Origin of the sequence: Shewanella sp. BF02_Schw, from assembly GCF_014596695.2 — a bacterium.
Lineage (GTDB): Bacteria > Pseudomonadota > Gammaproteobacteria > Enterobacterales > Shewanellaceae > Shewanella.
Genome location: NZ_JABKAW020000002.1, coordinates 338,953 through 351,729 on the forward strand (window position 1 = coordinate 338,953; position 12,777 = coordinate 351,729).

Below are 12,777 nucleotides of genomic sequence, written 5' to 3' on the forward strand. Positions count from 1 at the left end.
TAATATTTTCACTAAAACATTCGCTAACCAATTCGCGAAAAACTCTAAAACTTGCCGATGAATGGCTATGACAATTGCCATGACTTACCCTATAAGTCGCAGCCAGATTGATGCAGACATTTTAAGCTGCAACTAAAATCAATCTTTTTTATACCAAAAATCATAATTTAATTAAATAAAAATCAATAAGTTAAAACCAGAAGATTACCGAAAGGTTAAAAACTCCCATTCCTAATAGAGTGTTTGTCATCAACAAGGGGTTACCAACACCAAACGCTTGAGGAAATGCACCATGTTTACCAATGATAAATTAACTGAACTCAATGACACGATTTCTCGTGTGACTAAATTAACAGACTCATTGTCTAAATATCCTAACGCGGTAAAAATACCACTGCGTGTTGAAGCTGAAACCCTAGCCGACTCGTCATCGACAGCGGTGATGTTTGATGCCACTTTTGATGCCACTTCAGCAAACCAGAATGGCAAAATGGCTGTAGTAGATAACTTACAAATTCGCACCTTACTCAATGTGATTAACGCGATTTCAGAAGCGATATTTGTGATTAACTCCGCTGGCGTTATTGAGATGATTAATCCGTTAGGCGCTAAATTATTCGGTGCCCCAGCCGAAATGTTAATTGGTCAAACCTGGACCGATTATCTACAAAGTCCTTTTAAAGATGAGTATCAATCTTTATTTGACCTGTGGAACAACGCCAGCGATCAAAGCAACAAAGTAACTCAGTTTAATCATGGGCCTAAAGAAATTATCATTAACCGCGCCGACAGCACGTTGCTCGAAGCCGATTTATCATTGTCATGTTTACCGTCAATACAAATAGGCTCGGAGCCATTATTTATTGGCATTATGCATAACCTGACTTCGCATAAAGCCGAATACAATAAACTGCGCCACTTAGCGCATACTGACAAATTAACCGGTCTTGCCAATCGACATGCTTTTGATGATGCCCTGCAAACCAACTGGAACGACAGCATTAATCACGACCAACCGCTGTGTTTAATCATCATCGATGTCGATTATTTTAAAATGTTTAATGACCAGTATGGTCATGTTAACGGTGATAAATGTTTGCAAAAAATTGCCCAAGTACTGGCAGAGGTGCTCCCGTCTAACAATGCGATGGCTGCCCGTTATGGTGGTGAAGAGTTTGTGGTCATTTTGCCCAACAGTAATCCGTTAACTGCAGAATACATTGCCAAAAATATTCAACGTCGTATTAACCAGTTAAGCTTTACCGATATAGGGTTACCTGCACAAACCAAAATCAGTGTCAGCCAGGGCATTGCCTGTGAACGCAGTGGTCAATACCGCACGCCAACCGCACTGGTTTGCGCCGCAGACACAGCACTTTACCGCGCCAAATCAACAGGCCGTAACCGCATTAATATGAGTAGCTAATATCTATTAGCGTCTAAACAATCAAACAATCAAAGGGTTAACAACACGCTTGATAAGTTGCAATGCCACTTTGTTGATTTGCCTGCTGGGCCATATTATATTCAGCTGGCGTGGCAAAATGTGCATCCCAATGTTGTAATTTGGGCAGCATAAGTCGATGCCATAAAGGCGGAATGAGGGTCAATACAAAGGTACTAAGGTAACCGCCAATCATTTGCGGTGCATCGGGATAAGGCGATAACTGATGGTAAGGTAACTGCCCTTGAGCGTGATGATGTGAATGTCGGGTTAAGTTAAACATTGCCCACGAGCTTACCCGCTTATTGGTATTCCAAGAATGATGAGGTTTTACTGGCGAGTTAAGTTCGCGAACCAAACCATAATGCTCCATGTAATTGACTATCTCTAAAGTCGCTTTAGCCCATAACGCCATTAATACAAAAAAGCTTAACCCCTGCCAACCAGCAAGCCAAAATACCCACACCATAATAGCGACACTCATAGCGTAACCTCGTAACGCTTTATTCTGCCAACTCCACACAGCTAACTGTTTACGCACCAGCCTTTGTTGCTCAATATGCCACGCACTAATATTGCCCTTAATGGTCGAAATAATAATATGTGCATAAACACCACGACCACGCGGAGCGGTAGCAGGATCGTTCAAGGTACTAACGTATTTATGGTGGCCATATACATGTTCAATGGCAAAGTTAGCATCAAAGCTAAATGCCAATAACCAGCGTCCAATCAATAATGACACCGGCTGCCAAGTACGATGGGTTAGCTCATGGCCTGTAATCGTCGCCATTACGCCAACCACTAAGCCCAAATAAATCACCATCACCCCATATTGAATCATGCTGGTGTTTTGCCTTGCTAACAGGGCGTCATACCCCGTAAAACGAGTGACCCATGCGCCATATTGGCCAATATCTTGGCTGGCAAATTGCCAGCAACACACAAACACTAATATCACAGTCAATGGCAGTGCCAACCACAATTGCCACGTAAGCAAAGCCGGATAGCGATATTGTGGCGTCGCGGTATCATCACCAAACACGATGTCACCACCCAAATACACCGCAACCCAAATAGCAAAGCCAATGCTGATATAGGTTCCACCCAAAGTGATGCTGATAATAGCGATCACCGCCATAAGATGAAACGACATAAATTTAAGGTATTTAAACATGGCCACGTCCTTATGCTTGCGGTTCGTCAGCTAAAGGACGCTGGCGTAAATTAACGTGAATGTTCACATAAGTTTTAGGCAGACTCTGACAGGCCAAAATCATTCCTTGAGCGATGGCTTCAGCTGATAAAACATATGCGCTGTCGGTTAATTGTTTCACTTCGCCCGCAACCAACTTGCATCGACAAGCACCGCAACTGCCTACTCGGCAATGATGCGGAAAGGCAATGTTGGCGGCCAACGCGGCGGTTAAAATAGAGTGTTTAACGCTAGTTTGCGCTATCACTATTTCATCATTAATGGTTAGGCTAACCGTTTTGGCAGTAAACATAGACAACATACGCATTCCTTGGTGATTAAAGGTTTACTGTACGCCAACCAGAAATATAACAAAGAGGGAAGAATGGATATTAAGGGGTCATTAATAGACAAGCACAGCAAAATCCGTTACAACTAACTCAAAGCCATTAATAAGATTGCTATGCAGCTGCTTCCTGTATTTTACTTAAACCAAGTGTATCAACAGCTGCGCCTGTGGGAATGCAATGTCGATATATGGCTAGCCCATAACGGCCTTATGCTTGAACAACTACAAGACCCTAACTTTCAAGTGACTTTTGATGATTATCAACGACTGATAACGTCTGCAATTCATCTATCGGCACGGCCAGACTTGGGCTTACATGTCGGCAGCCGAATAGGCATTAACACCCATGGCATGATGGGATTTGCCATCCTTAATAGCAGCACCCTTAAACAAGCTGTTGATACATTGAAGCAATTTATCAATACACGCACACCATTGGTTAATGTTAATACCCATGAAACCGCCAGCAGTATGGTTATCACACTGCAAGCGATACAACCATTGGGCGTGATTCAACAACCGTTTATGGATGCTTTGCTCGTCACCATTGCCAATTTGTTACAACAAACCACCCCGTTGTCACCTGCAATAAGCCAGGTTAATTTGGGGTTCGCAGCACCAGCCTATTGGCAGCAATACTCCGCATTACTCAAAGTACCAGTGCATTTTAATCAAGCCAGCACCCAGCTAATATTAACTCAAGCATCATTAACTCAACGCTTGGATATGGCCGATCCCAGCTCGTTTGTTCAAGCCAAACAATGGTGTATTAACGAACTTAAAAAACTTAATTTACAGCAAAGCCTTAGCGATAAGTTGTATCAGTATTTACTACAAAGTCCGATGCCACTACCAAGCTTAAGCGATACAGCCACGCATTTTAATATGACCCCACGGACTCTTCATCGCCATTTAACCCAACAACAAACAAGCTATAGAAACATTGTCGCGTCGGTGAATCACCATATTGCGAAGCAATACTTATCACAATCTAATGGCAGTATTAAGCAATTGGCATATCAATTAGGTTATGTTGATGTGGCTAACTTTCGACGGGCATTTAAACGCTGGCAAGGCACCACACCCAGTGAATACCGCCAGCAAAAAAGAGTAAAATAACATTCGATTTAGGAACGCGAGTGCGTAAGCACTAAGTAACTAACTAAGTGATTAACTAAGCCCTAAGTAAGTAACTAAGCTATTAACTAACCGACAAAATCCGTTAATTAATAGCACTAATGTAATTAGCTAGATTGAACTGTATGTTTTTGGTTTCTAGCATAACGGGCATACGCGATTAACAAGCCAGCCCCTAAATACATCGTTAAACTATACACTCCAGCTACCACAGCATAACTGGGCATATGCAGTAAACTGATGCAAATAAGCATTGCCATAGTGGAGTTTTGTAAACCTATTTCAATGGCCAACGTTAGACTATCTTTATGGCTTAATTTGAATAGTTTGGCAGTAATTACGCCCACCATCATGGCAAGCAAATTTAACAACATGCACGCAATAAACACCTCGTTAAAAGCATCGCTGATAATGTCACTTTCTTGAATCACCACCCCAGTAATCATCAACAATAAAAACACTAACGCAAAGCGCCTAAAATACACCTCAACCTTCACAGCCCAATCGCGATAATAACGCCGCACAATCATGCCAAACATAATCGGTAGCAAGGTAATCAACAATAAACCTAATGAAATACTACTTAATGACACTTCAATATCATGGCTATCACTAAAATAGCTAACCGCAAATTGGATGATAAACGGCGCGGTAAAAACACATACAATGCTACTCAGTGCAGTCAAACTCACCGACAAAGCCAAATTAGCCTTAGCAAGATGACTTACAACATTTGAGGTAGTCCCACCGGGGCAGGCAGCCAAAATCATTAACCCTATCGACATCGCTGGCGATAAGTCCATCAACAAACAAAGCGTAAAAGCCAACAAAGGCAACACGATAATTTGGCCAATAAAGCCGCCAATAATCGGCATTGGAGTTTGCCATAAACGTAAAAAATCAAATTGAGTTAAACTTAAGCCCATGCCAAACATAATGAAGGCGAGCGACAATGGCAGCAGTATTTCGGTAATAATCGAACCTGTCATAGGGAATTGCATCCTTGCTCGCTAAGCAGACTTAGCGAGTATCATAAGCATCAGTACAGAATACGTTCTTGCGAAATATAGCTGCATGCATACGGTTTTATCAAAATCAAACCGCCCTTTGGCATCGTTAACAGGCTTAATCTAAAAAGCTGTTATCTTGCGCCAACATGACCTGATACAAAGGTTGAAAATTACCCCATGTCACTAAATCTGAGCCATTAATTTGGCGAGTTTTAGTCGCAATTTCATGGCCAATCAATTTAAGTTCACCCGCCGCCTGTGCCAATAACTGGCTATGGCAGCAACTGTCTAACATGACAAAATTAGCCGTTGCCGCATCAACAGACTTACCGACAGTGAGTAAGCCATGGTTTTGTAAGATAACCGCAGCATGGCCTTGTAGCGCCTCAGCAATCATATCGCCTTCAGATAAATCGGCGACCACGCCGGTAAAAGTCTCAAACACACTGTGGTTTTCATAAAACATGCATGCGTCTTGAGAAATAGGTTTAAGTAACTCACCTAGTGATGAAAATGCACGCCCATAAGTAGTATGGGCGTGAGCCACTGCGTTGACATCGGGGCGAGCATGGTGAATACGCGAATGAATCGCAAATGCGGCATTATTGATTGGATGCTTACCCTCCAAAATATTGCCTTTATGATCAACTCGCACTAAATCAGAAGCCCTAATTTTAGAAAAATGCACCGCTAACGGATTAACCCAAAATGACTCAGGGTCAATACAATCACGCAAGGTGATATGCCCCGCTAAACCCTCATCGAATCGATAATGGGCAAATACTCTAAATGCCGCCGCTAGACGCTGTTTTTCATATTGTTGTTGCTGTTGTTTATTATCAAACTTTGGCGGTAACGGCATTGGATATTTATCTGTGCCAATGGTCATTTTTTGAATTTGCTGTGCTTGAGTGTCATTTATTGCGGTCATGTTGAGTCTACTTTTATTGGTTTAGTTTGACTTTAATTTAACCAAGCCTAAAATAAATTCAAATGATACTAAATCATAGATAACTATTAATATGCTGCATAGTAAGATTGATTTAAACTTATTCCTCATTATGAGCACGGTATATCAGCACGGCAGTATTACTGCTGCGGCCAGTAAACTGCACCTAACACAACCCGCTGTAAGCCATGCTATTGCTCGGCTACGCGACAAATTTAACGACCCATTATTTGTCCGCCATGGCCGTAAAATGGTGCCAACAGCCTTATGCCAAAAAATCATTCCCGACGTGCAACAAGCGCTGCTGTTACTCAATAATACCGTTAGCCAACCCGCGATATTTGACATACAACAGCACAAACGCGAGATAAAACTAGGCTTAAGAGACATATTAGAGTCAATGTTCTTTCCTATTCTTATGCCCGATTTACTCAATAACACCCCCAATATCACCCTAAACAGTCGTCAAATTAAACGCACTGAACTTGAGCCGTCACTGACGCAGCAAAGTTTAGATATTGTTATCGATGTACTGATGCCAACCCATAAAGATATTTGCAACACTCTAATATGCAGCGAACGATTTTCACTAGTGTGCCGCCAAAACCATCCGATATTACAGCAGCTCACCCTCGCCAATTATGCCGCCGCATCTCATGCATTAGTGAGCTTAAAAGACTTCAGCATCGACACCGTCGACATGGCGCTCGCCCATCAAGGCGTTAGCCGCAATATTGCATTACGTTGCGAGCATTACTTTGCCGCCATCAGCGTGATCTGCCAATCAGATTTAATCATGACCATGCCAAACACCTACGCCATGTTGTTACAACAAACCATGCCAATTGTAGTGTCGCCATTGCCCTTTGAAGTACCAGAACTGGCGGTACACATGTATTGGCATCAACAAGCCCAAGACGATCCGGTAAATCAATGGATCAGAAATAAATTGCTTAATATCTCGGCCCAGTTGTTTTAGTTTCTGTTAAGTAGTTAGTAAGTCATAAATAAACCGTAAGAAATAAATCGCAGAAAATAGTCAAAAATAAAAACCCTTTTTTATATTTGCACCGTTTACACTCATAACAGACCCACTTTACCTGTGTGAAAACAGTATTTAGCTAACCATTAGCGGAGTTATCAATGAACAAAATATTACTCACAAGCATCATTTCAGCTTCATTATTTACCTTAACCGCCACCAGCAGTTTATCGACAGTGCAAGCGGCCGAGCTCAGTTTTGCTCATATTGAAACAGTGGGAACAAGCACCATTGAAGCTGTAGCAGACATGGCTATTATCAATGTTCAAGTATCTATAGAAGCCAATAGCGCTAAAGCAGCTAAAGACAAAGCCGACGAAGCCGTCAGCCAATTTATGCAACGATTACTCAAGGCTGGAGTCGACAAAAAACACATCCAAAGTGCTAACTTACAACTTAATCCGCAATATATGTATGTGCAAAATGAACCGCGTAAACTCACGGGTTATAACGCTAGTCGTCAAATGACCATTACCGTAATTGACCTTAACAGCTTAAATGAATTACTCGACAGCGCTTTGGTTGAAGGGATTAATAACGTTAATAATATCGAGCTAAAGTCGAGCCAAGAAGCCAAAATTATTGCGCAAGCTCGCCAAGCCGCGATTGATGACGCCAAGCAAAAAGCTCAATCTTTAGCCAAAGGCTTTGGTGAACAAATTGCTGGGGTATGGCAAGTAAGATACTTTCCGCAACAAGCCAATCAGCCAGAAATGTACCGCGCCAGCATGAAAATGAATGCCGATGTGGCGCAAACCTATCAACAAGGCCAAGTTAACATTAGCGACAGAGTTGAAGTGGTTTTTAGATTGAAGTAGCAATAAACAAGCAGGTTGAATATCATTTATTCAGCCTGCTTTGTTGTAACAGCCATTGTTGTAACAGCCATTGTTGTAACAGCCATTGTTGTAACAGCCATTGTTGTAACAGCAATGGTTGCAACAGCGATGAATCCTCTCATCACAACCAACTGTCCACAATTGTGAACAATGACAACAAATCATCACTCTCCTAGCAATAATTACGAGATAAAACCACAAGTAGTTAATTGTTTATTATAACATTAATATAAAATACATATTTAATCGCAATAAAAATGATCTAAGTCACATCTGGAAATCACTCATCAAATTAAACTTGATACATAGACTGTAGATGCGAGCGCAAGGTTATCAGCTTAATCTGCCATTGCTGACATTAATCCCACTTTAGGTTTAGTTGTTTATCCCTATTGACGCCCTACTCGTCCCATCCTCAAAGGCATTAGACTTTGCCCGTGACTCAAAAAATGAAAAGGCTTTGCAATGATTGATATCACTATCGACGGAACAACACTTTCGCTTCCTAAAGCTGACAGCTTGTTACAGGCAGCAAAAAACGCCGGTATTAACATCCCTAGCTTATGTGATTATTCTCATCGCCAAGAGAGACAACACTGCAATTTGTGCCAAGTACAAATCAAAAACCAAGATGGCAGTTTACGATGTGTTCGCGCCTGTGAAACACCGCTAGAAACGGGTTTAGAGGTCATTACTCAGTCGAGCCACTTAAGCCATCTTCGTCAACAAGCACTCAAAGATATTCTGAGTGATCACTTTGCTGATTGTGAAGCACCTTGCCAAACCGCCTGTCCTGCCGGCGTTGACGTGCAGTCGTACCTGTATCATATCGGCAGAGGTGATCATAAAGAAGCCGTCAAAGTCATCAAACAAACCTTACCTTTACCCTTGTCTATTGGCCGTGTTTGCCCGGCTTTTTGTGAAGCCCAGTGTCGCCGCGGACTGGTAGATGAACCTGTGGCAATTCGCCAATTAAAACGTCATGCAGCAGACTTAGATTTACAAGATGCAGAGTCTTATGTCCCGCCAAAAGCACCCACTACCAACAAGCGCATTGCGATTATCGGCAGTGGCCCAGCAGGACTAACCGCGGGTTATTATTTGTCTAATAATGGTCACGATGTCACCATTATGGAGTCGGCCCCTAAAGCAGGTGGCTGGTTACGTTACGGCATCCCAGAGTACCGCTTACCTAAAGATATTCTCGATAAAGAGATTGAACTGCTCACCCGCAATGGACTTAAGATCAAGACCGGATGTGCACTGGGTCGTGATACCAATTTAACCGAGTTAGTGGCCAATTATGATGCGGTTTGCCTCGCGATTGGGGCACAAAAAGCCGTGCCAATGAATTATCCTGGCAGTGATTTAATCGGCTGTTATTTAGGGGTGGACTATTTACGCGATTATTGCACCGACAAAAAATTCATTACAGGCAAAAAAGTGGCCGTCATTGGTGGCGGTAATACTGCCATTGATTGCGCCCGTACCGCTGTCCGTGATGGTGCTGATGTGACCTTAGTCTATCGTCGTAGCCGTGATGAAATGCCAGCTGAGCCCTATGAAATACATGAAGCAGAAGAGGAAGGGGTTAAGTTTCATTTTCTCACTAATCCTCTGGAAAACCACAGCGATAACCAGGGCCGGGTCAAATCCGTCACCTTTGCTAAAATGGCGCTCGGTGAGCCCGATGAATCTGGTCGCCGCTCCCCTAAAGCGACCGGCGAAACCTTTGAAGAAGCGTTCGACACCGTAATTCCTGCGGTATCTCAACAAGTGGATTTAGCCTTTTTAGACCAACCAGAAAATCAAATAGACACTGGCCATATCGCCCTGACCCGCTGGCATACTTTTCTTGGCTGCGAGCAAACCATGTCTGCTGGAGTGGAAAAGCTATTTGTTATCGGTGATTCCCGCACCGGCCCAGGTACTGCAGTTGGTGCGGTGGCAGATGGCCGCAAAGCCGCTGAAGCCATTGAAGGATTATTAACTGAAGGCTTAACATGTCATTTAGAGCCTGGACTATTTAACTCACGAAAAGCCAACAAAACAGCCTCGTTATCTGCAGCGCTACATCCCAACGCTTACCCTAACTTATACCCAGAGACAGCCAAGCGTCGCCGCTTAAAAATGCCAGAGCTAAACCAGCTCAATCGAGCGCTTAACTTTGCCGAAGTAGAGCTAGGATTCATTCCCGATGAAGCAATGCAAGAAGCTATGCGTTGTTTAGAGTGTGCTTGCCAAGCCAATACCGATTGTAAGTTACGCGATTACGCCACCGAATATAAACTCGACGGAAAAACACTGGATCAAACCCAGGCACGTAAATTTAAAGTCGATAACAGTGCGCCTTTTATTACTTTTGATGCTAATCGCTGCATCAGTTGCGCCGCTTGTATTGACGCTTGCCATCAGCAAAGTGGTCATAACGTTATCAGCTTTGAAGCCAATAGTTATCAAGCACTACCCGATGCTACAACAAGAGGCATTAGCCGCAACGCCCCTCGTGTTGGCTTTACTGCGTCGATGAATGACAGTGATTGTGTGCAATGCGGTAACTGTGTTCAAGTTTGCCCTACTGGCGCTTTGGTTGATGCCCGCGATAAAACCCAAGGCAGCGACAGAGCGTTAACCAAAACCTCAACCGTGTGCACATATTGTGGTGTCGGTTGCCGGGTTGAACTGCATGTCGACCCGGCCAAAAATCATGTAATGCGAGTATCTGGTGACATTCAATCAGTGGTCAATGAAGGCATGCTATGTGTTAAAGGGCGCTCTGGTTTTGACTTTTTAAACAGCCCTAAACGCCTTACCACACCATTAATTCGCAAAAATGGTCAGCTACAACCGGCCACTTGGAGCGAGGCTATTAGTTATATAGCACAGCAACTTCAACCGATTAAAGATGCTGCTGGGCCAAGCAAGTTTGCGGCATTGTCTTCAGCTAAATGCACCAATGAAGAAAACTATTTAATGCAAAAATTCACCCGTAGCATTATGGGCACCAACAACATCGATCACTGCGCACGACTATGTCATTCATCATCTGTTGCAGGGTTATCCGATACCATTGGCGGCGGGGCCATGACCAATGATATTCCCAGCATTAAAGACTCAGATGTAATTTTTATCATTGGCTCCGATACCACCAGCGCCCATCCTATTATCGCCTCTCACATTAAAAGAGCGGTCAGCCAACACGGTGCGCGCTTAATTGTGGCGGACCCAAAGAGAACGGCTATTGCAGACAGTGCCCATTTATATGTGTCACATAAACCGGGCACAGATGTGATGTTACTCAATGCCATCATGCAGCAAATTATCATCAATAACTGGCAAGACATGCACTACATCAATAGCCGTATTGAAGACTATGAATTGCTCAAGCAAGAAGTGATGAAGCCAGATTACAACTTAGCCAATGCAGCGTTGATTACTGGCGTGAGTGCAGAAGACATTGCCGCTATGGCAAAATGATTGGTACGGCGAATAAAACCGCCTTGTATTACGCCATGGGGATTACTCAACATACTTCGGGTTATGACAACGTTGTGTCCACCTCCAACTTACAATTGTTGTGTGGCAACATTGGCGTAACGGGCGGCGGACTCAACCCACTACGCGGCCAAAGTAATGTTCAAGGTGCTTGTGATATGGGCGCGTTACCTAATTATTATCCCGGTTATCAGCAAGTCGATAACCCACTCAATAACGTTAAATTTGCCAAAGCTTGGGGCAATACATCGCTAAATTTAGAGATAGGATTAGCAGCAACTGAAATCATGCAGGCGATTGTGAAAGGTAAACTCGATGCTCTGTATGTTTTGGGAGAAAACCCAGTGCTAAGCGATCCGGACCAAGCTCACGTAATCGCTGCACTATCCAAAATTAAATTTATGCTGGTGCAAGATATCTTTTTAACCGAAACCGCGCAGATGGCTCATGTGGTACTCCCCGCGACCGCCTTTGCTGAAAAAGATGGCCATTTCACCAATACAGAACGTCGGGTACAACAATTACGTGTCGCGTTAACCCCTCCAGGGGATGCGATTGTAGACTGGAAAATTATCCAAATGATTGCCAACAGCCTTGATGCTAATTGGCATTACCACAGTACCAAAGACATTTGGGATGAAATTAATCACGTCACCCCGCAATATCAAGGTCTGACTTGGCAACGGCTTGAACACAAAGTAGATGGTTTACAGTGGCCATGCTTTGATGAAAACCATCCTGGCACGCCGATTTTGCATACCGAAACATTTTTACGCGGTAAAGGCAGAATGATGCCAGTGAGTTATCGACTACCTGCCGAAATGCCCGATAGCGAATATCCATTAACCCTTTCAACAGGCCGTTTACTGGAACAATTCCATACTGGCACTATGACCCGCAAAACCCCAGAACTGGATATTAAAGGCGCGCCCAGAGTAATGATTTCAGTTTTTGATGCCGAGCAATTGGGAGTCAATAACGGTGATATGTTGAAACTGAGTACTCGCCGCGGAGAAATAGACATAGCCGCCTTTGTGACTAAGCGGGCTCAGGTAGGAGTATTATTTTTACCATTCCACTTTGCCGAAGCCGCAGCCAATAAACTGACCATTAATGCATTGGATCCCATTGCAAAAATTCCAGAATATAAGGTGTGTGCCGTTAAAGCAGAAAAGTCACTGCAGCCAAGGGGCGCTACGCTGCTAGGTCGCTAGGTCGCTGCGCGGCTAGATCCTATAAAATCAAGAACCTAGCCCCTAGCAGGACGCAAGTCCGCCCTAGTCGCGAAGCGACCCTAGCAGGACGCAAGTCCGCCCT

At 43.5% G+C, this 12,777-nt stretch carries 8 protein-coding genes and 1 pseudogene; 5 read left to right on the top strand and 4 right to left on the bottom strand.

The features are described 5' to 3' along the window. Nucleotides 1–292 precede the first annotated feature (292 nt). Nucleotides 293–1,426: a sensor domain-containing diguanylate cyclase gene (locus HNW13_RS09920; RefSeq protein ID WP_192115657.1), complete on the top strand. Its 1,134-nt coding sequence runs from the start codon at nt 293–295 to the stop codon at nt 1,424–1,426. Nucleotides 1,427–1,463: 37 nt separating this feature from the next. Here HNW13_RS09920 and HNW13_RS09925 read toward each other — a convergent pair whose 3' ends face one another. Next, nucleotides 1,464–2,621 carry an alkane 1-monooxygenase gene (locus HNW13_RS09925; RefSeq protein ID WP_192115655.1) on the bottom strand — a complete coding sequence of 386 codons (1,158 nt, stop codon included), beginning with the start codon at nt 2,619–2,621 and terminating at the stop codon, nt 1,464–1,466. A gap of 10 nt (nt 2,622–2,631) precedes the next feature. Next, the gene (locus HNW13_RS09930) at nt 2,632–2,961 is read right to left on the bottom strand and encodes a 2Fe-2S iron-sulfur cluster-binding protein (protein ID WP_192115653.1); all 330 of its coding nucleotides are present in this window, start codon (nt 2,959–2,961) and stop codon (nt 2,632–2,634) included. A gap of 141 nt (nt 2,962–3,102) precedes the next feature. Here HNW13_RS09930 and HNW13_RS09935 point away from each other — a divergent pair, with 141 nt between their 5' ends. Continuing rightward, a complete protein-coding gene (locus HNW13_RS09935) occupies nt 3,103–4,107 on the top strand; it encodes an AraC family transcriptional regulator (protein ID WP_192115651.1) in 1,005 nt (334 codons plus the stop codon). A gap of 125 nt (nt 4,108–4,232) precedes the next feature. On the opposite strand, the gene HNW13_RS09940 is transcribed toward HNW13_RS09935, so the two are convergent. Together HNW13_RS09940 and HNW13_RS09945 are read right to left on the bottom strand one after the other, a co-directional pair. Continuing rightward, nucleotides 4,233–5,114 carry a bile acid:sodium symporter family protein gene (locus HNW13_RS09940; protein WP_192115649.1) on the bottom strand — a complete coding sequence of 294 codons (882 nt, stop codon included), beginning with the start codon at nt 5,112–5,114 and terminating at the stop codon, nt 4,233–4,235. 136 nt (nt 5,115–5,250) lie between these two features. Continuing rightward, on the bottom strand, nt 5,251–6,066 hold the full coding sequence (locus HNW13_RS09945) for a class II aldolase/adducin family protein (RefSeq protein WP_192115647.1): 816 nt from the start codon (nt 6,064–6,066) through the stop codon (nt 5,251–5,253). Nucleotides 6,067–6,157: 91 nt separating this feature from the next. Here HNW13_RS09945 and HNW13_RS09950 point away from each other — a divergent pair, with 91 nt between their 5' ends. From HNW13_RS09950 to fdhF, 3 genes and pseudogenes are all read left to right on the top strand, one after another. Then, nucleotides 6,158–7,063, top strand: coding sequence for a LysR family transcriptional regulator (locus HNW13_RS09950; RefSeq protein ID WP_192115645.1), 906 nt, complete (start codon nt 6,158–6,160; stop codon nt 7,061–7,063). A gap of 164 nt (nt 7,064–7,227) precedes the next feature. Further along, nucleotides 7,228–7,944: an oxidative stress defense protein gene (locus HNW13_RS09955; protein WP_192115643.1), complete on the top strand. Its 717-nt coding sequence runs from the start codon at nt 7,228–7,230 to the stop codon at nt 7,942–7,944. 486 nt (nt 7,945–8,430) lie between these two features. Beyond that, a pseudogene (gene fdhF, locus HNW13_RS09960) lies at nt 8,431–12,674 on the top strand (formate dehydrogenase subunit alpha). Nucleotides 12,675–12,777 lie beyond the last annotated feature (103 nt).

What these genes read in the sequence shown, in the direction of transcription:
- HNW13_RS09950 (WP_192115645.1), top strand. Translation starts at nt 6,158, where the DNA reads ATGCTGCATAGTAAGATTGATTTAAACTTATTCCTCATTATGAGCACG.
- HNW13_RS09925 (WP_192115655.1), bottom strand. Translation starts at nt 2,621, where the DNA reads ATGTTTAAATACCTTAAATTTATGTCGTTTCATCTTATGGCGGTGATC.
- HNW13_RS09945 (WP_192115647.1), bottom strand. Translation starts at nt 6,066, where the DNA reads ATGACCGCAATAAATGACACTCAAGCACAGCAAATTCAAAAAATGACC.
- HNW13_RS09935 (WP_192115651.1), top strand. Translation starts at nt 3,103, where the DNA reads ATGCAGCTGCTTCCTGTATTTTACTTAAACCAAGTGTATCAACAGCTG.
- HNW13_RS09920 (WP_192115657.1), top strand. Translation starts at nt 293, where the DNA reads ATGTTTACCAATGATAAATTAACTGAACTCAATGACACGATTTCTCGT.
- HNW13_RS09940 (WP_192115649.1), bottom strand. Translation starts at nt 5,114, where the DNA reads ATGACAGGTTCGATTATTACCGAAATACTGCTGCCATTGTCGCTCGCC.
- HNW13_RS09955 (WP_192115643.1), top strand. Translation starts at nt 7,228, where the DNA reads ATGAACAAAATATTACTCACAAGCATCATTTCAGCTTCATTATTTACC.
- HNW13_RS09930 (WP_192115653.1), bottom strand. Translation starts at nt 2,961, where the DNA reads ATGTTGTCTATGTTTACTGCCAAAACGGTTAGCCTAACCATTAATGAT.